The 20,564-nt window shown below is 70.6% G+C and carries 19 protein-coding genes; 13 read left to right on the top strand and 6 right to left on the bottom strand.

Annotated elements, in window-relative coordinates:
• The first annotated feature begins 50 nt into the window (after positions 1–50).
• From CES90_RS07810 to tsaE, 4 genes are all read left to right on the top strand, one after another.
• Positions 51–989, top strand: coding sequence for a L,D-transpeptidase family protein (locus CES90_RS07810; protein ID WP_229913720.1), 939 nt, complete (start codon positions 51–53; stop codon positions 987–989).
• Between the two features lie 51 nt (positions 990–1,040).
• Positions 1,041–2,201: an alanine racemase gene (gene alr, locus CES90_RS07805; RefSeq protein WP_189782227.1), complete on the top strand. Its 1,161-nt coding sequence runs from the start codon at positions 1,041–1,043 to the stop codon at positions 2,199–2,201.
• A gap of 111 nt (positions 2,202–2,312) precedes the next feature.
• Positions 2,313–3,542, top strand: a complete 1,230-nt coding sequence (locus CES90_RS07800; protein ID WP_189782228.1) for an alpha/beta fold hydrolase — start codon at positions 2,313–2,315, stop codon at positions 3,540–3,542.
• A 100-nt stretch (positions 3,543–3,642) separates the two neighbouring features.
• Positions 3,643–4,155, top strand: a complete 513-nt coding sequence (gene tsaE, locus CES90_RS07795) for a tRNA (adenosine(37)-N6)-threonylcarbamoyltransferase complex ATPase subunit type 1 TsaE (RefSeq protein ID WP_189782229.1) — start codon at positions 3,643–3,645, stop codon at positions 4,153–4,155.
• Positions 4,156–4,574: 419 nt separating this feature from the next.
• On the opposite strand, the gene CES90_RS07790 is transcribed toward tsaE, so the two are convergent.
• Entirely contained in the window at positions 4,575–5,135 is a 561-nt protein-coding gene (locus CES90_RS07790) for a hypothetical protein (RefSeq protein ID WP_189782230.1), read from the bottom strand.
• A 124-nt stretch (positions 5,136–5,259) separates the two neighbouring features.
• Between CES90_RS07790 and tsaB the strand changes: the two genes are divergently transcribed.
• Genes tsaB through CES90_RS07770 form a run of 4 tightly spaced genes read left to right on the top strand, consistent with a single transcriptional unit; the run spans position 5,260 to position 7,769 of the window.
• Positions 5,260–5,913, top strand: a complete 654-nt coding sequence (gene tsaB, locus CES90_RS07785; protein WP_189782231.1) for a tRNA (adenosine(37)-N6)-threonylcarbamoyltransferase complex dimerization subunit type 1 TsaB — start codon at positions 5,260–5,262, stop codon at positions 5,911–5,913.
• Positions 5,910–6,413: a ribosomal protein S18-alanine N-acetyltransferase gene (rimI, locus tag CES90_RS07780; protein WP_229913721.1), complete on the top strand. Its 504-nt coding sequence runs from the start codon at positions 5,910–5,912 to the stop codon at positions 6,411–6,413. The genes tsaB and rimI overlap by 4 nt, the downstream gene beginning before the upstream one ends.
• On the top strand, positions 6,406–7,503 hold the full coding sequence (gene tsaD, locus CES90_RS07775) for a tRNA (adenosine(37)-N6)-threonylcarbamoyltransferase complex transferase subunit TsaD (protein ID WP_189782232.1): 1,098 nt from the start codon (positions 6,406–6,408) through the stop codon (positions 7,501–7,503). The genes rimI and tsaD overlap by 8 nt, the downstream gene beginning before the upstream one ends.
• Complete coding sequence (locus CES90_RS07770) at positions 7,500–7,769, top strand: hypothetical protein (RefSeq protein WP_189782233.1); 270 nt, start codon at positions 7,500–7,502, stop codon at positions 7,767–7,769. The genes tsaD and CES90_RS07770 overlap by 4 nt, the downstream gene beginning before the upstream one ends.
• Positions 7,770–7,900: 131 nt before the next feature.
• Here CES90_RS07770 and CES90_RS07765 read toward each other — a convergent pair whose 3' ends face one another.
• From CES90_RS07765 to CES90_RS07750, 4 genes are all read right to left on the bottom strand, one after another.
• The gene (locus tag CES90_RS07765; RefSeq protein WP_189782234.1) at positions 7,901–10,216 is read right to left on the bottom strand and encodes a beta-xylosidase/alpha-l-arabinosidase; all 2,316 of its coding nucleotides are present in this window, start codon (positions 10,214–10,216) and stop codon (positions 7,901–7,903) included.
• A gap of 47 nt (positions 10,217–10,263) precedes the next feature.
• Positions 10,264–11,109, bottom strand: a complete 846-nt coding sequence (locus tag CES90_RS07760) for a carbohydrate ABC transporter permease (RefSeq protein WP_189782235.1) — start codon at positions 11,107–11,109, stop codon at positions 10,264–10,266.
• A gap of 64 nt (positions 11,110–11,173) precedes the next feature.
• Positions 11,174–12,076 carry a carbohydrate ABC transporter permease gene (locus CES90_RS07755; protein WP_189782236.1) on the bottom strand — a complete coding sequence of 301 codons (903 nt, stop codon included), beginning with the start codon at positions 12,074–12,076 and terminating at the stop codon, positions 11,174–11,176.
• The gene (locus CES90_RS07750) at positions 12,073–13,398 is read right to left on the bottom strand and encodes an ABC transporter substrate-binding protein (RefSeq protein ID WP_189782237.1); all 1,326 of its coding nucleotides are present in this window, start codon (positions 13,396–13,398) and stop codon (positions 12,073–12,075) included. Before CES90_RS07750 ends, CES90_RS07755 begins: the two co-directional genes overlap by 4 nt.
• Before the next feature lie 132 nt (positions 13,399–13,530).
• Between CES90_RS07750 and CES90_RS07745 the strand changes: the two genes are divergently transcribed.
• The 5 genes from CES90_RS07745 (at position 13,531) to CES90_RS07725 (ending at position 19,121) form a co-directional block, all read left to right on the top strand.
• Entirely contained in the window at positions 13,531–14,598 is a 1,068-nt protein-coding gene (locus tag CES90_RS07745; protein WP_189782238.1) for a LacI family DNA-binding transcriptional regulator, read from the top strand.
• 122 nt (positions 14,599–14,720) lie between these two features.
• On the top strand, positions 14,721–16,073 hold the full coding sequence (locus CES90_RS07740; protein WP_229913722.1) for an endo-1,4-beta-xylanase: 1,353 nt from the start codon (positions 14,721–14,723) through the stop codon (positions 16,071–16,073).
• 74 nt (positions 16,074–16,147) lie between these two features.
• Positions 16,148–17,215, top strand: coding sequence for an LCP family protein (locus CES90_RS07735; RefSeq protein WP_229913723.1), 1,068 nt, complete (start codon positions 16,148–16,150; stop codon positions 17,213–17,215).
• 216 nt (positions 17,216–17,431) lie between these two features.
• On the top strand, positions 17,432–17,788 hold the full coding sequence (locus CES90_RS07730; RefSeq protein ID WP_189782240.1) for a YciI family protein: 357 nt from the start codon (positions 17,432–17,434) through the stop codon (positions 17,786–17,788).
• Between the two features lie 49 nt (positions 17,789–17,837).
• Complete coding sequence (locus CES90_RS07725) at positions 17,838–19,121, top strand: RNA polymerase sigma factor (protein ID WP_189782241.1); 1,284 nt, start codon at positions 17,838–17,840, stop codon at positions 19,119–19,121.
• Positions 19,122–19,154: 33 nt separating this feature from the next.
• Here the strand turns inward: CES90_RS07725 and CES90_RS07720 are convergent, their stop codons facing one another.
• Complete coding sequence (locus CES90_RS07720; RefSeq protein WP_189782242.1) at positions 19,155–20,342, bottom strand: class I SAM-dependent methyltransferase; 1,188 nt, start codon at positions 20,340–20,342, stop codon at positions 19,155–19,157.
• Positions 20,343–20,564 lie beyond the last annotated feature (222 nt).

Genomic DNA, 20,564 nt, shown 5'->3' with positions numbered 1-20,564 from the left:
CGACGCGCGGCGCGTCCACGCGCGCGTGCACGGCACGTATGGCTGATCGCATGACCATCAGACAAATGGCGAGCAGGCGCATGACGTTCCGTGGTGTCACCGCGCTCCTCGCCCTGCTGACCCTCCTTCCCGTGGAAGGTGCCCTGGCCGACACCGCGCCGCCCACCCCCGTCCCCGCTCCCGCTCCCGGGCCCGGCAGCGAGCAACTCGTCCCCGGGGTGCCGCCCGGCCCCAACCAGCCCTGGTCGATCGACACGCCGGACCAGGTGTTGCCGCCGCAGGTGTACGAGCCGGGCGTCGAGGAGGAGGCGATCGAGCCGGTGGAGGCGGTGGCCGGGACGTACGACCTCATCGAGTACGTGCCGCTCAGCGAGGCGGCGGCCATCGCCCAGGCCCAGGTCTCCTGCACGAAGCTGACCGGGCCGTATCAGAAGCAGGTCGAGCAGTGGCTCAAGCGTAAGAAGGCGGACGCGAAGCAGTCGTCTGCGGACTGTCTCGCCATCCGGGCGTTCCAGCTCAAGCACGGCATCAAGCCGGCGATCGGGTTCGCGGGGCCGGTGACCTGGGTGCGGATGCAGCAGCTGTCCGCCCAGAAGAAGCCCAACGCGGCCGGGAAGTGCCCGGAGCGCACGTACAAGGTGGCGTGTGTGGATCTGTCTCGGCAGCTGACCTGGGTGCAGAAGGGGAAGAAGGTGGTGTTCGGGCCGGTGCCGATGCGGAGTGGGCGGGCGCAGTATCCGACGCGGGCCGGGTGGCACAAGGTCTATTGGAAGCACAAGAACCACTGGTCGACGCTGTACCACCAGCCCATGCCGTACAGCCAGTTCTTCAGTGGGGGGCAGGCGTTTCACGCGGTGTACGGGTCCCTTTACACGGAGATCGGGTCCATGGGGTGCGTGAATCTGCGGTTGGCGGATGCGCGGGCGTTGTGGGGGGTTCTGAAGAAGGGGGATCGGGTTTTCGTCTGGGGGCGGCGGCCGGGCAAATGAATCGAGGTGGGCCGGGGGTGTGTCCGTGGGCTCTGAGACACTGGGGCTGACATGAGTGAGACAGCACCTCTGCGGAGCTCGCCGTTGCGGGCCCGCGCCGAGATCGATCTGGATGCCCTGCGGGCCAATGTGCGGACGTTGCGCGCGCTGGCGCCGGGTGCCGCCCTGATGGCCGTGGTCAAGTCGGACGCGTACGGCCATGGGGCGGTGCGGTGTGCGCGGGCGGCGGTCGAGGCGGGGGCGACCTGGCTGGGGACGGCGACGCCCGAGGAGGCGCTCGCGCTGCGGGCGGCGGGGCTGCCGGGGCGGATCATGTGCTGGCTCTGGACGCCGGGCGGGCCCTGGCGGGAGGCCGTCGAGGCCGACCTGGACGTCTCGGTCAGCGGCATGTGGGCGCTTCGGGAGGTCACGGAGGCGGCGCGGCAGGCGGGGGTACGCGCGCGCGTGCAGCTCAAGGCCGACACCGGACTCGGGCGGAGCGGGTGTCAGCCCGACGACTGGACCGAGCTCGTCGATGAAGCGCTGCGCGCGGAGGCGGACGGGGTCGTCTCGGTCACCGGGCTCTGGTCGCACTTCGCCTGCGCCGACGAGCCGGGCCATCCGTCCATCGAGGCCCAGCTCACCCGCTTCCGCGCGATGGTGGCGTACGCCGAGGAGCGGGGCGTGCGCCCCGAGGTGCGGCACATCGCCAACTCGCCCGCCACACTCACCCTCCCCGAGGCCCACTTCGACCTCGTACGGGCGGGAATCGCCGTCTACGGGATCTCACCCAGCCCGGAGCTGGGCAGTTCGGCCGACCTCGGGCTGCGCCCGGTGATGCGGCTCAGCGCCTCGCTCGCGCTCGTCAAGCATGTCTCCGGGGGCCACGGCGTCAGTTACGGGCACCACTACGTCACCCCGGGCGACACGACCCTCGGCCTGGTCCCCGTCGGCTACGCGGACGGTATCCCCCGGCACGCCTCCGGCACCGGGCCCGTGCTGGTCGGCGGCAAGTGGCGGACGGTCGCCGGGCGGGTCGCCATGGACCAGTTCGTCGTCGACCTCGGCGGGGACGAACCCGCCGCGGGGGACGAGGTGGTGCTGTTCGGGACGGGCGACCGGGGTGAGCCGACCGCCGAGGACTGGGCACAGGCGGCCGGAACCATCGGGTATGAGATCGTGACGCGGATCGGAACCCGCGTTCCGCGCGTCTATGTGAACACGGGTGAGTGAGCCCCGTATTCACCGCGAGTCAGTACACGAGTACGTGAAAGACGAACAAGACGGGTAACCCCGTACGGGTATGCGAGCGGTAGCACCGGAAGTCGGCGAAGAGGAGCAGACGTGAGCGAAGGCAGCGCGGAGGCCGTGGAGGCCGTCGCGAGTGCGGCCGCCGCCACGGCGGCCTCCGCCGACGGGATCTGGCGCAGGGCCGGAATCGCGGGGGCCGCGATAGGCGTGGTCGCCGCGGGCGCCGCCGCCGGTGTCGCCATAGAGCGGCTCACCGTCGGACGCGGCATGCGCAGAAAGGCCCGCCTCGCGCTCGACTCCACCGGCCCGTACGGCGCGCTGCGCGGCACCCCCGGCAAGGCGTACGCGGACGACGGCACCGAGCTGTACTACGAGGTCGACGACGTCGAGCCCGAGGGGGGCCTGTCCTCCCGCAGGCGCCGGCTCTTCGGCCGAAAGGCCCCGGCGCCGGTCACTGTCGTCTTCAGCCACGGCTACTGCCTCAACCAGGACTCCTGGCACTTCCAGCGGGCCGCGCTGCGCGGTGTCGTACGGACCGTGCACTGGGACCAGCGCAGCCACGGCCGCTCCGGGCGCGCGGCCCAAACGCCCGACGCGGCGCCGGTCACCATCGACCGGCTCGGGCGCGACCTGAAGGCCGTCATCGACGCGGCCGCGCCCGAGGGCCCCATCGTGCTCGTCGGGCACTCCATGGGCGGTATGACCGTCATGGCGCTGGCCGACCACTACCCCGAGCTGATCAGGGAACGGGTCGTCGCGGTCTCCCTGGTGGGTACGTCGTCGGGGCGGCTCGGCGAGGTCAACTTCGGGCTGCCGGTCGCGGGCGTCAACGCGGTGCGGCGGGTGCTGCCCGGCGTGCTGAAGGCGCTGGGGCAGCAGGCCGCGCTGGTGGAGCGGGGGCGGCGGGCCACCGCCGATCTGTTCACCGGGATCATCAAGCGGTACTCGTTCGCGTCCCGGGACGTCGACCCGGCGGTCGCGAGGTTCGCCGAGCGGATGATCGAGGGCACGCCGATCGACGTCGTCGCCGAGTTCTATCCGGCGTTCACCGAACACGACAAGACCGAGGCGCTGACGGCGTTCGCGGGACTGCCGGTGCTCGTGCTGGCCGGGGTCAAGGACCTCGTCACACCGAGTGAGCACAGCGAAGCAATCGCGGACGCGTTGCCGGACGCGGAGTTGGTGCTGGTGCCGGACGCCGGGCATCTGGTCATGCTGGAGCACCCGGAACTCGTCACCGACCGCCTCGCTGATCTGCTCGCCCGCGCGGGGGCGATACCGCTTACGGCTACCGTAAGTGGTTGTGACTCCGCCTCCTCCTGACGGAGGTGGCTTCCAGCCTTCGGCTGCGGTCCAGCCCGAACCGGTCCCTCGCGGGACGTGATCAGCGTACTACGGCAAGTGAGTGACGATGGAAGAGACCATGACATCGCACGTTTCGGCGCCCGATGGCGTCACTGTTCGCCTCACAGTCGGTTCCCCTGACCGGATGCGCGAGCTGGGTCGCCGCCTGGCCAAGCTGCTGCGTGCGGGCGATCTCGTCATGCTCAACGGGGAGCTGGGGGCCGGGAAGACGACCCTGACCCGAGGGCTCGGGGAGGGGCTCGGGGTGCGGGGTGCGGTCACCTCGCCGACCTTTGTCATCGCCCGGGTGCATCCGTCGTTGGGGGACGGGCCGCCGCTGGTCCATGTCGACGCGTATCGGCTGGGGGGCGGCCTGGACGAGATGGAGGACCTTGATCTTGATGTCTCGCTGCCGGATTCCGTGATCGTGGTGGAGTGGGGCGAGGGGAAGGTCGAGGAGCTGACGGACGACCGGCTGAATGTCGTCATTCACCGGGCGGTCGGCGATACGACCGATGAGGTTCGGCATGTGACGGTGACCGGGCTGGGGAAGCGGTGGGCCTCGGTGGAGCTGGGCGCTCTCTCTGCCTGAGTCCTGCCTGAGTCCTGCCTGAGTCCTGCCTGAGTCCGACAAGGTGTCGGCAAGATGTTGCATTTGGCGTCTTCGGCGTGGTCACATGGTAACCAGTCCTTGGTTAGGTCTACCTAACTTGGTTCGCCGGTTGCACCAGGAGGCGTCCATGGCGGCATCAGATCGACTTGAGCGGCAGCCGTCCGGGGTGGCTGGGGTGTCCATGCGGGACCTTCTGGCCTCGTGTGCGGCGGCGAGAGTTGTGTCGACACCGCCGCGCCAGGTTGCGCCCAAGCCTGTTGAAGTGCGGCGCCCCAAGGCTGCGTAGCGCTCCGCGAGGGTCTGCGGTCGCATCGCGGCTGCGGGTGGGTGGGGGCTGACCGCGCCCACGCGGCGGAGCCGCATATGTCACGCCCCGCGCCCCTTACGGGGCGCGAGCCCTACTTGACCACTACCACCTTCGTGCCGATTCCCGCGAAGTCCCACATGGCCTTGCCGTCCTTGCGGGACTCGCGGATGCCGCCCGTTTTCGTGGTGGGGTCGGGCTGCGGGGTGGAGCCGTCGACCGCCGCGCTGAAGCCGATGACCACGCCGTCGACCGTGGCGAAGCGGACCACGTGTTCGATGGGGGTGCCGTCGGAGCCGGTGACGGCGGCGGAGCGGGACGTGACGGTGTAGGTGGCGGGGGTGGGGTCGACCGTGCTGGGGGTGACCTCGAAGGTGCGGGTGATCTTCTCGCTCGCGCCGACCAGCCAGACGCGGTCCTCGTCGAGGGAGTAGACGACGCGCTCGCCGGTGCCCGAGGACTCGGGCAGGGCCCCGGCCTTGTCCTTCTCCTGCTCGGCGGGTGCCTTGGACTGCTTGGCCGCCGGGGTTTCGGAGGCGGACGGCTTCCTGAGGTCGTCGGGGACGTTCGCCGACGCCTGATAGGTGAGGAAACCGACTGCGGCGATGGCCGCCGCGGTGAGCCCGGCCACGAATCCCGAGCTGCTACTGGCCACCTTGTGTGCCCACCTCTCGTACCCACGTACGCCCTTGAAGTACGTCTGTGCTGTGACGGTAGCAGCAGAGTGGCGGTGGTCCGGGGCGGCCGTGCGTCCGGCGGAAGCGCCGTAGGCTGTTTGCGTGCTCTTGCTCGCTCTGGATACCGCCACCCCCGCCGTCACCGTCGCGCTGCACGACGGGACGGACGTCGTCGCCGCGTCGAGCCAGGTGGACGCGCGTCGGCACGGGGAACTGCTGCTGCCCGCCGTCGACCGCGTCCTCGCCGAGGCGGGCGTCCGGCTGGACGCCGTCACCGGCGTCGTCGTCGGCGTCGGCCCCGGCCCGTACACCGGGCTGCGCGTCGGGCTCATGACCGCCGACACCTTCGGGCTCGCCCTCGGGGTCCCCGTCCATGGACTGTGCACGCTCGACGGGCTCGCGTACGCGGCCGAGGTCGAGGGTCCCTTCGTCGTGGCGACCGACGCCCGGCGCAAGGAGGTCTACTGGGCCCGGTACGAGGACCCGCGGACGAGAGTGACGGAACCGGCCGTCGACCGGCCCGCCGAGATCGCCGACGTGGTTGCCGGGCTGCCGGCCGTCGGGGCGGGCGCGCTGCTCTACCCCGAGACCTTCCCGGACGCCCGCGCGCCCGAGCATGTCTCCGCGGCCGCCCTCGCCGCGCTGGCCGCCGAGCGGCTGGGCAAGGGTGCGGAACTGCCCGCGCCCCGGCCGCTGTACCTGCGCCGGCCGGACGCGCAGGTGCCCAAGAACTACAAGGTGGTCACCCCCAAGTGACGACCGCGGTGCTGCGCGAGATGCGCTGGTGGGACATCGAGCCCGTACTGGAGCTGGAGAAGGACCTCTTCCCCGAGGACGCCTGGTCCCGAGGCATGTTCTGGTCGGACCTCGCCCATGCGCGCGGGCCGGAGGCAACCCGGCGGTACGTCGTCGCCGAGGACCCGGCGGGCGGGCCGATCGTCGGGTACGGGGGCCTCACCGCCGCCGGTGATGTCGCCGACGTACAGACCATCGCCGTCGCCCGAGACCACTGGGGCACCGGGCTCGGCGCGCTGATCCTGACCGAGCTGCTGCGGGCCGCGACCGCGTTCGAGTGCGTCCAGGTGATGCTCGAATGCCGGGTCGACAACGTCCGCGCCCAGAAGCTGTACGAGCGCTTCGGCTTCGAGGCGATCGGCTTCCGCCGCGGCTACTACCAGCCGGGCAACGTCGACGCCCTCGTCATGTGCCTCAACTCCCCTTCGACCTCCGTACAAGGAACCGAGATCAATGGCTGACGAACCCCTGGTCCTGGGGATCGAGACCTCCTGCGACGAGACCGGTGTCGGGATCGTCCGGGGGACGACGTTGCTCGCGGACGCGATCGCGTCCAGCGTCGACGAGCACGCGCGGTTTGGTGGCGTCGTGCCCGAGGTGGCCTCGCGGGCCCACCTGGAGGCGATGGTCCCGACCATCGACCGGGCGCTGAAGGAGGCGGGGGTCAGCGCGAAGGACCTCGACGGCATCGCGGTCACGGCGGGGCCGGGGCTCGCCGGCGCCCTGCTGGTGGGGGTCTCGGCGGCCAAGGCGTACGCGTACGCGCTGGGGAAGCCGTTGTACGGCGTCAATCACCTCGCGTCGCACATCTGTGTGGACCAGCTGGAGCACGGGGCGCTGCCCGAGCCGACGATGGCGCTGCTGGTGTCTGGTGGGCACTCGTCCTTGCTGCTCTCGACGGACATCACCTCGGACGTACGGCCGATGGGGGCGACCATCGACGACGCCGCGGGCGAGGCCTTCGACAAGATCGCGCGTGTACTCGATCTGGGGTTCCCGGGCGGGCCGGTCATCGACCGGTACGCGAGGGAAGGGGACCCGGAGGCGATCGCGTTTCCGCGCGGGCTCACCGGGCCCCGCGACCCCGCGTACGACTTCTCCTTCTCCGGGTTGAAGACCGCCGTGGCCCGTTGGATCGAGGCCAAGCGGGCGGCGGGGGAGGAGGTGCCGGTGCGGGATGTGGCGGCTTCTTTCCAGGAAGCGGTCGTGGACGTGCTGACCCGCAAGGCCGTACGGGCCTGCAAGGACCAGGGCGTCGACCACCTGATGATCGGCGGCGGCGTCGCCGCCAACTCCCGACTGCGGGCGCTCGCGCAGGAGCGGTGCGAGGCGTCCGGGATCCGGCTCCGGGTGCCGCGACCGAAGTTGTGCACGGACAACGGGGCGATGGTGGCGGCTCTGGGCGCCGAGATGGTGGCCCGGGGGCGTGCCGCCTCGGACTGGGATCTGTCGGCGGACTCGTCGTTGCCTGTGACGGATCCGCATGTGCCGGGTGCGGTGCCTGCGCACGACCACGTGCACGAGCTCGCGAAGGACAACCTGTACTCGTGACCGTCGCGTTGATGTGGGAAGCCCGGGCCGTCGAGGGGCGCGGGGCCGAACTCCTCGACTGGGCCCGGGCACAGAAGCTGCTGGACCGTGACGGCCGACGGCTCCTGCGTCGCGAGACCCTCCGGGCGCCTCAGGACCGGGTGCTGGTCATCACGTGGTGGGACGCGGCGTACGACGCCGAGTTGCCCGAACTGCCGGAGCCGGACGGGGAGTTGGTCAGCCGGGCGGTGCATCGGTGGCGGTTCGAGTCGCTGGGGGCGGACTGACCGCCGGCGCGGCGCGTACTCGGGGTGGGGTACGCGGCTGTTCGGTGCCGGTTCCGCGCCCCCACCTCGGCCTCGATCCCTCCGCCTGGGCCGCGTTCGTCTCGTATGCGGCGGCCCAGGCGGACTGAACGTCAGGCCTCCACGGCCCGGACCTCCGTCTCGCAGTGCAACCTGCGGTCCTGGCCCAACTCGCGCGCAGGCCCTGTCAGCGTCAACCGGGCCGTATGGCGGATGTCGGCGCTCGACGCGCCCAACCGCAGTTCCAGGGCGCCCGGTTCGACCACCCGGCGCCCGGACCGTCCGGTGAAGGACGACACGTCCGCGTGGAAGCGGAAGGTCACGCGGGACGCCTCGCCCGGCTCCAGCTCCAGCCGCCGGTAGGCGATCAGGCGGACGTCCGGGCGGGTCACCGAGGCCACCGGGTCGTGGAGGTAGAGCTGGATGACCTCCGCGCCCGCCCGGTCTCCCGTGTTGCGGACGGTCAGTGACACGTCGTACGTACCGTCCGTGTCGATCTCCGACGGTTCGTCGCCGCCGCCCGTGAAGTCCTCCCACGCGAACGACGTGTACGACAGGCCGTGCCCGAAGGGATACAGCGGGGTCGGGTCCAGGTTGCTCGCCCCGCCCGCCAGGCCGAGTGGGGGCTGGAGGTACGTCCAGGGCTGGCCTCCGGGGCGGTGCGGGACGCTCACCGGGAGGCGGCCGGAGGGGGAGACGCGGCCCGCCAGCACTCCCGCCACCGCCGGGCCGCCCTCCTCGCCGGGGAAGAACGCCTGGACCGTCGCCGCCAGTTGGCCGTTCCAGCGGCCCAGCGCGTACGGGCGGCCGGTGAGCAGGACCAGCACCACCGGCGTACCCGTCGCCGTCAGGGCGTCCAGCAACTTCGCCTGGACGCCCGGCAGCCGGAGGTCCTCCGCGTCGCACCCCTCTCCCGACGTGCCCCTCCCGAAGAGGCCCGCCCGGTCGCCCAGGACCGCCACGCAGACGTCCGCCTCCGCCGCCCTCGCGACCGCCTCCGGGAAGCCGCCGGTGTCGTCGCCGGAGACATCCGAACCAGCGGCATACGTGATCTTCGCGTCGGGGATTTCCGCGCGGAGGGAGTCGAGGACGGTGGGGATCTCGATGCCGAGCGGGGTGCCGGGGTGGTCCGGGAGGACATGGGACGGGAAGGAGTAGCAGCCCAGCATGGCCAGGGGGTCGTCGGCGCGGGGGCCCACCACCGCGATCCTGATGTCCGGGGCCAGCGGCAGTACGTCGTCCGGGTTGTCCAGCAGGACCACCGACTTCTCGGCGATACCGCGGGCCAGGGCCCGGTTCTCGGGCGGGTCCAGCTCCACCCTTGTAGCCACCGGTGGCGTCCAGTCCTCGTCCAGCATGCCCAGCTCGCACTTCTGGAGCAGGACCCGGCGGGCGGCCCGGTCCACCAGGGCCTCGGGGATCTCGCCGGATCGCACGGCGGTCACCAGTTCCTCGCCGTAGCAGCGCAGGATCGGCAGTTCGACGTCGAGGCCGGCCGCCAGGGCCGCGTGGGCCGCCTCCACGCGGCTGCCCGCCACGCGGTGGTTGGTCTCCAGGAAGCCGATGCCGAAGTAGTCGGAGACGACCGTGCCGGTGAAGCCCCAGTCGTCGCGCAGGAGTTCGGTGAGCAACGCCGGGTCCGCCGAGACCGGGACGCCGTCCGTCTCCGTGTACGCCGCCATCACCGAGCGGGCTCCGCCCTCCCGCAACGCCATCTCGAACGGCGGGAGCGTCACGTCCGCGAACTCGCGTACGCCCGCCCGTACGGGGGCGTGGTTGCGGGCGCCCACGGAAGCCGCGTACCCGGCGAAGTGCTTCAGCGTCGCCACGATCCCGGCCGACTCCAGGCCCCGTACGTACGCGGAGCCGATCGTGCCCACCAGATACGGGTCCTCGCCGATCGTCTCCTCGACCCGCCCCCAGCGCGGGTCGCGGACGACGTCCAGCACGGGGGACAGGCCCTGATGGATGCCGAGGGAGGCCATGTCGCTGCCGATGTGCCGGGCCATCTTCTCGACGAGGGGTGGGTCGAAGGTCGCACCCCAGGCCAACGGGACCGGGTACGCGGTGGCCTGCCAGGCCGTGAAGCCGGCCAGGCACTCCTCGTGCGCGACCGCGGGGATGCCGAAACGGTTCGCGGCGATGATGCGGCGCTGAACGCGGGCCAGTGCCTCCGCGCCCAGCGCCGGGTCCACGGGTGCCGTACCGAAGGGGCGGGTGAGCTGGCCCAGACCTCGGGTGATCAGCTCGTCGAAGTCGAACGACTCCAACATCTCGTGCTCTTGGGGGGCGACGTCCTCGCCGATGCTGTCGTTATTCACCCACACGCCGTACAGCTGCGCGGTCTTCTCCTCCAGGGTCATCCGGGAGAGCAGGTCATCGACGCGGTCGGCGGGGGGCAGGGCGCGGTCACGCCAAGCGGTGGTCATGAAACTCCTGTAGGGGGTCGGTGCAACAGAAGGTGAGGACGGGTGGATCACTTGCCGCCCACCCCCATCAACCCGCCCACCAGCGCCCGCCGCGCCACCAGGTACACGGCGAAGATGGGGATGCCGGAGAGGACGACCGAGGCGAGCAGGGCGGGGATGTTGACGCCGAACTGGCTGACGTAGTTGAAGAGTCCGAGGGTGAGGACCCGGGGGCCGTCGGACTGGGTGAAGATCAGGGGGAAGAGGAAGCCGTTCCAGGCCTGGAGCGCCGAGTAGATGACGACCGTGCTGATGCCGCCCTTGGCGAGCGGGATCGTCAGCTGGAACAGCATCCGCAGCGGGGACGCGCCGTCCAGGGCCATCGCCTCGTACAGGTCTTCGGAGACGTCCCGGAGCGTGCCTACCAGGACCAGGACCGAGACCGGCATGGCGAAGGCGGCCGTCGGGAGGATGACGGCCGGGAGGGAGTCGTAGAGTCCGAGCTTCGCGATCAGCAGATACAACGGCACGACGACCGCTTGGGCCGGGATCGCCACGCCGAGGAGGAACAGGCGGAACGCCGCGTTCGACCAGCGGTCGCGGGTGCGGACGGCGACGTAGGCCAGGGGGATCGAGAGGGTGAGGACGATGCCTACGACCACGACCGCCACGATCGCCGTGTTGCTGAGGAGATGGCCGAAGTCGCTGTCGAGGACGGTGCCGTAGTTGTCGAGGGTGGGGTCGGACGGCGGGCGCAGCGGGTTGCCGGTGAGGGCCTTGTCCGCGCCCGTGAGGGAGGCCGACAGCATCGCGTAGATCGGGACGAGGACGATGACCAGCCAGATGAACGCGCCCAGGCCCGCCACCGGGTTGGCGCGCTTCGTCCAGTGGCGTCGGCGGCGGGGTGACTCCATGGGCCGGTTCTCCTCCGGCTGCCGGGTCTTCGTGGGACGCGGCAACGTGTCGTGTGACACTCCGTCACATCCCTTCGCGGGTGCTGCGCATGGTGCCGAAGCCCGTCAGCCGGACCAGGACGAGCGAGAGGCCCGTCGCGGCCAGGACCAGGAAGGACGCGATGGCGCTCGCGTAGCCGAAGTCGTACGTCTTGAAGCCCGCCTCGTACATCAGGTACGGCAGGATCGCGGTGTCCGTGCCGGGGCCGCCCTTGGTGAGGATCAGGACGGTCTCGAAGTACGTCAGTGAGCCGACGACCATCAGGACCGTGGACGTGGTGATCGTGTGGCGCAGCTGTGGGAGCGTGATCGAGAAGAACTGGCGGTAGCGGCCGGCGCCGTCGATGGCTGCCGCCTGGTAGAGGACCTCGGGGATCTGGCGGGCCCCGCCCTGGTAGATCAGGGTGTGGAAGGGGATGAACTGCCAGCCGCCGACGAAGACGATCGCGAGGAACGCGCCGCTCTGCGAGCCCAGGGTGTCCTTCTGGATGATGCCGAAGTTCGGGTCGAGGAGGGCGTAGAAGAGGATCGCGATGGCGGTGGAGGAGAGCAGGAACGGGACGAAGAAGATCGCGGAGAGGACGGCGCGGTTGCGCTGGCGGCCCGCCGCCCATACGCCGAGCAGCAGGGCCACGACGGTCTGGAACGCCCAGCTGGCGACCGTCAGGACGACGGTCAGCGAGAGGGACTGGGTGAGGCGGGGGTCGTCGAGGAGCTTCTGCCAGTTGGCGAAGCCGACGGGGCGGGGGTCGCCGAGGCCGTCCCACTCGGTGAAGGACAGGTAGAAGGCGAGGCCCATGGGGACCACGGCGAAGAAGGTGAAGAAGAGGACGGCGGGCAGGGCCCAGACGGCGTGCGGGCGGCCGATACGCGAGTTCCTCGTGGGAGCAGTGGGGGCCGCCTGCCGCTTGTCGACCGTCGTGGTCACTTCAGCCCCTTGCACGCCGCCACGAACTCGCTCGGTGAGGCCTGCCCCGCGAACAGCTTGCCTATCTCCGTGTGCATCTTGGTGCCCAGCGCGTCGCCGAGCGCCTGGTCCCAGGAGAGGGTGAAGGCCGGGGCCTGCTGGACCATGTCGTACTGGAACTTCGCGTACTCGGGGTTGGGCGAGGAGGACAGCAGGTTGGCCGCGTTGGAGGTGGTCGGGACGTCGCCGTTGTCGATGAGGTCCTTGGCGTACGCCTCCGAGGCGCATTCCTTGAGGAAGCCGATCGCCAGGTCCTTGTTCTTCGTACGGGCGTTGATCGACCAGTAGTTGGTGGGATTGCCTACGACGTTGCGGACGTCGCCCGTGCCGCCCTCGACGGTCGGGAAGGCGGCCCAGCCCAGGTTGCTCTTGGCGAAGTCCGGGAACTTGCCGAGCTGGGTCGAGTACTCCCAGGAGCCCATCAGGTGCATGGCGGCCTTGCCGCGTGCGAAGACAGCGGGGGCGCCGCCGTTGACGTACGACACCGAGGTGAACTTGGAGCCGAATGCGCCGTCGTCGATGAGTTCCTTGACCAGTTCGGCGGCCTTGAGGACGGCCGGGTCGCCCCAGCCCTCGGCGTCGCCGTCCTGGATGCGCTTGAAGACCTCGGGGCCGCCGAGGCGGTCGACCAGGTACTCCAGCCACATCAGGTTGGGCCAGACGTCGGAGCCGCCGAGCGCGAAGGGGGTGATCTTCGCCTTCTTCAGCTTGGCGTTGATGTCGAGGAGCTGGTCCCAGGTGGTGGGTGGCTGGAGCTTGTGCTCGGCGAAGACGGACTTGTTGTAGAAGAGGATCACCGGCTGCATGCCGCGCATCGGGATGCCGTAGTGGCGGCCCCCCAGGTCACCGGCGGCGAGTACGGAGGGCAGGAAGCCGTTCTTGAGGACCGGGTCGCCCTCGATGATGTCGGTGAGGTCGACGAGCTTGTCCGCCTCCTCGTAGGCCTTGATGGAGCCGCCGCCCCAGTTGAAGAAGACGTCCGGGGCGCTCGGGGAGCCCATGGCCGTGCGGAGCTTGGGGGAGTAGTCGGAGCCGGGGACCTCGGTGAGCTTGACCGTGCCGCCGGCCTTCTTCGCCGCGGCCGACTTGTTGAACCGGGCGACGCCGGCCTTCTGGACCTTCACCGCGTCGTCGCCGTACACGAACGCCGTGATCGTCTTGCCGTCCCCGCTCGCGCCGCCGCCGGAGCCGCCGCAGGCGGTGAGCCCGGTGGTGAGCAGTGAGGCGGCGCCGGCGCCGAGGACCCAGCGCCTGCTGAACGTCCGACCTCTGTTCGACTCCATGACAGCACCTCTCACGAGCATGGTGGATGAGTGAGTATGGACGAATGTTTCGGGTAGGTATTCGAATGTTCCGGGAACCTATGGCGGTCGAAAGGGTTCGTCAAGAGGTCGCGCAGGGATACGATCCGGCCCATGAAGCCCGCGAAGCCTGAGGAAACCCAGACAAGAGTGCGTACGTCGCAGTCCACGCAGACGGCGACGCTGGCCGAGATCGCCCGGCAGGCCGGCGTTTCGGCTCCGACTGTTTCGAAGGTGCTCAACGGCCGTGCCGATGTGGCGCCCACGACCCGCACCCGGGTCGAGGAGCTGCTGCGCGAGTACGGCTACCGGCGCCGGCGCGCCGAGGCGACCCGGTCCCCCCTCATCGACCTGGTCTTCCACGAGCTGGAGAGCGCCTGGGCGATGGAGGTCATCCGGGGCGTCGAGAACGTGGCCCGGGAGGAGGGGCTGAGCGTCGTGCTCTCCGAGAGCGCGGGCCGGCTCACCCCCGGCCGCACCTGGGCCGACCAGGTCGCCGCCCGCCGGCCGCACGGTGTCGTCCTCGTCCTGTCCGGCCTCGACGAGTCCCAGCGCGCGCTCCTGACCAGCAGGTCCATCCCGTTCGTGGTCATGGACCCGGCGGGCGACCCCGGCGACGACGTGCCCTCGATCGGCGCCACCAACTGGCAGGGGGGCCTCGCCGCCACCCGGCACCTGGTCGAACTCGGCCACCGGCGCATCGGCGCCATCAGCGGGCCCTCGCGGATGATGTGCAGCCGCGCCCGGGTCGACGGTTACCGGGCCGCGCTGGAGACCGCCGGGCTGCCGGTCGACGCCGATCTGATCAAGGCGGGGGACTTCCACCACGAGACCGGCTACCGGCTGGGCCTGGAGCTGCTGCGCCGCCCCGACCGCCCGACCGCCGTCTTCGCCGGGAACGACCTCCAGGCGCTCGGCCTCTACGAAGCCGCTCGTGAGCTGGGGCTCCGTATCCCCGAGGATCTGAGCGTGGTCGGCTTCGACGATCTGCCGGTGGCCCGCTGGGTGGGGCCGCCGCTGACGACCGTACGGCAGCCGCTGATGGAGATGGCCGAGGCAGCGGCCCGGCTGGTCTTGGACCTGGGGAGGCAGGAGGGGGCTTCGGCGGCTACGAGGGTGGAGCTGGCTACGAGTCTGGTGGTGCGGAGCAGTACGGGGGTGCCAGGGCTCCCGGCGGTTTAGCCGGGGGGCCGTGTTGCTGTATTGACCAGTGTTCTGGCGCCCTCACACTGCTCCGAAGTCAATCGGTTACACGACCGAAACTTTCGGAGGCACCCGCAATGAGATCCGCTCTCAGCACCTCCATGAGTTCCATCAGTAAGTTGTTCACCGGGCTCACGGCCGCAGTGGCCGCAGCCACCGTGCTCGTCGCGGCCCCCGCCGCCCACGCCGCCGACCCGCCCCTGCGGGACCTCGCCGCGGCCAAGGGCAAGGCCATCGGCACCGCGGTCACCGGCTCCAAGCTCACCGGCACATACGGTGAGATCGCGGGCCGGGAGTTCAACTGGCTCACCCCCGGCAACGCCATGAAATGGGGCTCCGTCGAGCCGACCCGGGGCAACTTCAATTGGACCGAGGCCGACCAGATCGTCGACTTCGCCGAGGCCCACGACCAGGACGTGCGCGGTCACACCCTCGTCTGGCACAGCCAGAACCCCAGCTGGCTCGACAACGGCACCTGGACATCCGCGCAGCTCAGCCAGCTGATGAACGACCACATAGCGCTCGAGGTCGGCCGCTACAAGGGCCGGCTGGCCGCCTGGGACGTGGTGAACGAGCCGTTCAACGAGGACGGCACCTACCGCCAGACCCTCTGGTACAACGGCCTCGGCGCCGACTACATCGCCCAGGCCCTGACCGCCGCCCGTGCCGCCGACCCGGCCGCCAAGCTCTACATCAACGACTACAACGTCGAGGGCGTCAACGCGAAGAGCACCGCCCTGTACAACCTGGTCAGGGACCTCAAGGCACGCGGCGTCCCGATCGACGGTGTGGGGTTGCAGGCCCACCTGATCTTGGGCCAGGTCCCCTCCACGCTCCAGCAGAACATCCAGCGCTTCGCCGACCTGGGCGTGGACGTCGCCATCACGGAACTCGACATCCGTATGCAACTGCCGGCCACCGAAGCCAAGTTGGCCCAGCAGCGCACCGAGTACGAGGCCGTGGTGAAGGCGTGCGTGGCGGTGACCCGGTGCACCGGCGTCACGGTCTGGGGCTTCACCGACTCCGACTCCTGGATCCCGGACACCTTCCCGGGCCAGGGCGCGGCGACCCCGTACGACGAGAACTACGCGCCGAAACCCGCGTACTACGGCATCGTGACCGCGCTCGGCGGCACGGGAAGCCAGCCGCCGGTCCCGGACGGCTGCACGGCCGCGTACAGCGTGGCGAACCAGTGGAACACGGGCTTCACCGGCAATGTGACGATCCGTTGTACGGGCGGCTCCTCGCTCTCCTCCTGGCGGGTCAACTGGACCTTCGGGGCCGGGCAGCGGATCGGTCAGGCCTGGAACGCGACCTGTACGCAGACCGGCGCGACGGTCAGCTGTACGAACGCGTCCTGGAACGGGAGCGTGCCGAACGGCAGTTCGGTGACCTTCGGGTTCAACGCGTCGTGGAGCGGGAGCAATCCGGTGCCTACGGTGACGTTGGGCTGAGAAGTCCGAGAATTCCCGAAGGAATGGGCGCGGGAGGTTTCTGCGCGTAACAATTCGGACTTACGTTCCTGTGTGTGACTGGTGAAGAGAACGAGTACGGGGACGACAACGAGGGCTCGGACCTGGACAGACGGCTCGGTCGGCGGTCGCGTCGACTGAAAGCCGCCGGGTTCGCGCTCGCCGGCGTCCTCGTACTCGGCGCGGGTGGGGCGGGCTGGGCGTTCTGGCAGCTCAACGACAACATCACGAGCGTCGACATCAACAGCGCGCTCGGCGACGACCGCCCGGCGAAGCCCCAGGTGTCCCCTTCGGCCGCCGCCGTCCCGCTGCCGAGCGGCGCGCTGAACGTCCTGGTCCTCGGCTCGGACTCCCGCAGCGGCGAGGAGAACGCCGAACTCGGCGGCGGCGGTCAGGACTCCGGTGCCCGCTCCGACACGGCGATGGTGGTCCACATCGACGAGGGCCGCACCGAGGCGACCGTCGTCAGCATCCCGCGCGACACGCTGGTCACCCGCCCGTCCTGCCCCAAGGAGTCGGGCGGTTCGACATCGGTGGCGTACAACGCGATGTTCAACAGCGCGTACGCGGTGGGCGGGCCGGTGTGCGCGGTGAAGACGGTCGAGGCGATGACGGACGTCCGCATGGACCACTACATCGAGATCGACTTCTCGGGCTTCGCGAAGCTGGTCGACGCCCTCGGTGGCGTCACGGTGACCACGGACGAGGCCATCGACGACGAGGACAGCCATCTGACGCTGGCGGCCGGCACCCACCACCTGGACGGCGAACAGGCCCTGGCCCTCGCCCGCACCCGCCACGGCATCGGCGACGGCAGCGACCTCGGCCGCATCGGGCTCCAGCAGACGCTGGTCAAGTCATTGCTGGAGCAGATCGCGTCCACGAACCTCCTGACCGACCCCGCCAAGCTCTACAAGGCCGCCGACGCGATCACGGGCAGCCTGACGACGGACACCGGGCTGGACTCGCTGAGTGAACTGATGAGCCTCGGCGAGAGCCTCAGGGGGCTGTCCGCCGACGACACGACGACCGTGACGATGCCGGTGACCACGGCCCTCTGGGACCGCAACCGCGTGGTCCCGGACGAGCCGGAGGCGGGCGAGCTGTGGGAGTCGCTGAAGTGAGCCTTCAGTCCGTCGAGGCAGCCGAGGAGTCCCGAGCGAGGAGTCCCGAGCGAGGAGTCCCGAGCGAGGAGTCTCGAGCGAGGAGTCCCGAACGAAGAGTCCCGAACGAGGAGTCTCGAAAAAATCTCGGCGGCCGTGTCGATTCGCGTGGGGCCCGTTCGACGCAAGGGTGAGAGGCGGGGAGAGACCCCGCCGACCCTTACCGAAGGAGTCACCATGCCGCGTTATCTGTCGATGGTCCGGCTCGACGAGTCCACCGTGCCCGCCGAGGGCCCGAGCCCCGAGCTGATGCAGCGGATGGGGGACCTGCTGGAGGAGATCACCAAGGCGGGGGTCATGCTCGACACCGCCGGGCTGATGCCGACCGCGCAGGGAAAGAGGGTGCGCTGGGAGGGCGGCGAACTGTCGGTCACCGACGGGCCGTTCACCGAGACCAAGGAGGTCGTGGGCGGCTACGCGCTCATGCAGTGCAAGGACATGGCCGAGGCCGTCGAGTGGGCCAAGCGGTTCCTGAAGATGCACGAGGAGCACTGGACGGTCACGTGCGAGGTGCGGGAGATCCAGGAGGGCTGACGGGCTCGTTTCTTTGCACTGGAGCCGTACGGGTGTCTGATGGTGGGCTGTGACACCACAGCCCACCGGCCCCGCCCAGTCGGCCCTGAACGCCATCGACACCGTCTTCCGGCTCGAATCCCCCCGCGTCATCGCCGGCGTCGCCCGGATCGTGCGGGACGTCGGTATCGCCGAGGAGCTGGCGCAGGACGCGCTGGTCGCGGCGCTGGAGCAGTGGCCGCGGGACGGGGTTCCGGACAACCCGGGCGCCTGGCTCATGGCCACGGCCAAGCACCGCGCGATCGACCTCGTACGGCGCCGGGAACGGTACGCCCGGAAGCTCGCGGAGGTGGGCCGGGACCTGGAGGCGGCGGGGCCGCACCTCGACGAGCCGTCCGCCCTTCATGACCCTGACGACATCGACGACGACCTGCTCCGCCTCGTCTTCACCGCCTGCCACCCGGTGCTGTCCGCCCAGGCCCGTATCGCCCTCACGCTCCGCCTCCTCGGCGGCCTGACCACGCCGGAGATCGCCCGCGCCTTCCTCGCCCCGGAGGCGACCGTCGCCCAGCGCATCGTGCGCGCCAAACGGACCCTCGCGGCCAAGGCCGTCGCCTTCGAGGTGCCCTACGGTCCGGACCGCCAGGCCCGGCTGAACTCCGTACTGGAGGTCATCTACCTCATCTTCAACGAGGGGTACGCGGCCACCGCCGGTGACGACCTGCTGCGCCCGGCCCTGTGCGAGGACGCCCTGCGGCTGGCCCGGCAGCTGGCGGGGCTGATGCCCAAGGAACCCGAAGTACACGGCCTGGTGGCCCTGTTGGAGCTCCAGGAGTCGCGAGCCGCCGCCCGCACCGGCCCGTCCGGCGAGCCGGTCCTCCTCAAGGACCAGGACCGGCGCCGCTGGAACCGCCTCCTCATCACCCGTGGCTTCACCGCCCTCGGCCGCGCCAACGCCCTCTCCCCGGGCGCCCCCGGCCCGTACGCCCTCCAGGCGGCCATCGCCGCATGCCACGCCCAGGCCTACAGCTACGAGGAGACGGACTGGCCGAAGATCGCCACCCTCTACGCCCTGCTCGCCGCCCGCTCCCCGTCCCCCGTCGTCGAACTCAACCGCGCGGTCGCCGTCTCGATGGCCGACGGCCCGGAACCCGCCCTGGAGATCGTCGACCGCCTCGCCACCGAACCCGCCCTGCGCGACTACCACTTGCTGCCGAGCGTCCGCGGCGATCTGCTGCGACGGCTGGGCCGTACGGCGGAGGCCCGGGCCGAGTTCGAACGCGCGGCGGGGCTGGCGCGGAACGAGCGGGAGCGGGGGCTGCTGCTGCGGAAGGCGGCCGCCAGCGAGGAGTAGTGCGGCCAGGGGGTGTGGTGAAAGTCCCGCTCACTATGTCCTGACCGGATGCCCGATCAGCATCGTCGGTGCCCCCGCGACCCGGGTCAGGAAGACCGTCGCCGAGTTCGGGCCCTGGGGCTCGACCTTCTTGCGCAGCTCCTCCGGCTCGACGGCCGAGCCCCGCTTCTTCACGGTCAGGACGCCGACCTCGCGTTCCCTCAGCATGGCCTTCAACTTCTTGACGTTGAAGGGGAGTCGGTCGGTGATCTCGTAGGCGGTGGCGTATGGGGTGACGTGGTGCTCGTCGGCGGTGACGTAGGCGATGGTGGGGTCGATCAGGCCGCCCCCCAGGGCCTCGGCGACCTCGGCGACGAGGTGGGCCCGGATGACGGCGCCGTCGGGCTCGTAGAGGTAGCGCCCCACCGGACGGACGTCGGGGTCGGGGAGGCCGCGGCCGGGGAGGGTGTGCGGGCCGGGGAGGAGGGTCGCGCGGACGGCGCCCTCCGTGCCCGTGCCGAACCACAGCACCGCCTCCTTCACGTCCCCGCCGTCCGAGATCCACTCGGCCTCGGCCTCGGCGGGGACCGCCTCGTGAGGGATGCCGGGGGCGATCTTCAGTGCGGCGCGCGGGGACTTGAGGGCGGTGGCGACGGCCCAGGAGAGCGGGGGTGAGTACGCCTCGGGGTCGAAGATCCGGCCTCGGCCGCCGCGTCTGGCCGGGTCGACGAAGACCGCGTCGTACGGGGAGGTGTCGATGTCCGTGACGTCCGCCTCCCGTACCTCGATCAGGTCGGCGAGGCCGAGCGCGTCGGCGTTGGCGCGGGCCACCGCCGCCGTCAGCGGGTCGCGGTCGACGGCCAGGACCCGGATGCCGGCCCGGGCGAGGGCGATCGCGTCGCCGCCGATGCCGCAACACAGGTCGGCGACGGAGCGCACGCCGAGCGCCTGGAAACACCGGGCGCGGTACGTGGCCACGCTTGCCCGGGTCGACTGTTCGACCCCGTTCGGCGTGAAGAACATCCGCTCCGCGTCCGCCGCCCCGAACTTCGCCACCGCCCGCTGCCGCAGCTGTGCCTGGGCCATCGCGGCCGAGACGAGGGCGGCGGGGTGGTCGCGGCGCAGCCGGGTCGCCACGGCCAGCTCCCGCGCCGGCTCGGTGCCGCGCACCTCGTCCAGGAGGGCGTGCCCCTCGGGGGTGAGGAGGGGGATGAGGAAGGTGGCGGGATCGAGGTCGTTCACCGGGCCATTGTCGGTCAGGGAGGCCGGAGCCGGCTCGTGTGGGCCAGTCGGTGGATGGTGCGCGGGCGGCAGCGGTGTCGGGTCGGCGGGACGGGGCCGCCCTGCGAGGATGCGGCGCCATGCGACTAGTACGACAAAATTATCTAGATGGTGCGAAATGGGTGCAGGGGCGGAAGGGGCGGAAGGGGCGGAAGGGGTGGAAGGGGTGGGGGGGAAGGGGGA

The organism is Streptomyces capitiformicae (assembly GCF_002214185.1).
Classification (GTDB): domain Bacteria; phylum Actinomycetota; class Actinomycetes; order Streptomycetales; family Streptomycetaceae; genus Streptomyces; species Streptomyces capitiformicae.
Note: the sequence above shows the minus strand (reverse complement) of the source record. Positions and strands in the feature narration are given on the sequence as shown.

Bases quoted from the DNA above. Each gene is read 5' to 3' on its own strand.
- CES90_RS07740 (WP_229913722.1), top strand. From the start codon at position 14,721: ATGAGTTCCATCAGTAAGTTGTTCACCGGGCTCACGGCCGCAGTGGCC.
- alr (WP_189782227.1), top strand. From the start codon at position 1,041: ATGAGTGAGACAGCACCTCTGCGGAGCTCGCCGTTGCGGGCCCGCGCC.
- CES90_RS07765 (WP_189782234.1), bottom strand. From the start codon at position 10,216: ATGACCACCGCTTGGCGTGACCGCGCCCTGCCCCCCGCCGACCGCGTC.
- CES90_RS07760 (WP_189782235.1), bottom strand. From the start codon at position 11,109: ATGGAGTCACCCCGCCGCCGACGCCACTGGACGAAGCGCGCCAACCCG.
- tsaE (WP_189782229.1), top strand. From the start codon at position 3,643: ATGACATCGCACGTTTCGGCGCCCGATGGCGTCACTGTTCGCCTCACA.
- CES90_RS07810 (WP_229913720.1), top strand. From the start codon at position 51: ATGACCATCAGACAAATGGCGAGCAGGCGCATGACGTTCCGTGGTGTC.
- tsaD (WP_189782232.1), top strand. From the start codon at position 6,406: ATGGCTGACGAACCCCTGGTCCTGGGGATCGAGACCTCCTGCGACGAG.
- CES90_RS07750 (WP_189782237.1), bottom strand. From the start codon at position 13,398: ATGGAGTCGAACAGAGGTCGGACGTTCAGCAGGCGCTGGGTCCTCGGC.
- CES90_RS07730 (WP_189782240.1), top strand. From the start codon at position 17,432: ATGCCGCGTTATCTGTCGATGGTCCGGCTCGACGAGTCCACCGTGCCC.
- CES90_RS07745 (WP_189782238.1), top strand. From the start codon at position 13,531: ATGAAGCCCGCGAAGCCTGAGGAAACCCAGACAAGAGTGCGTACGTCG.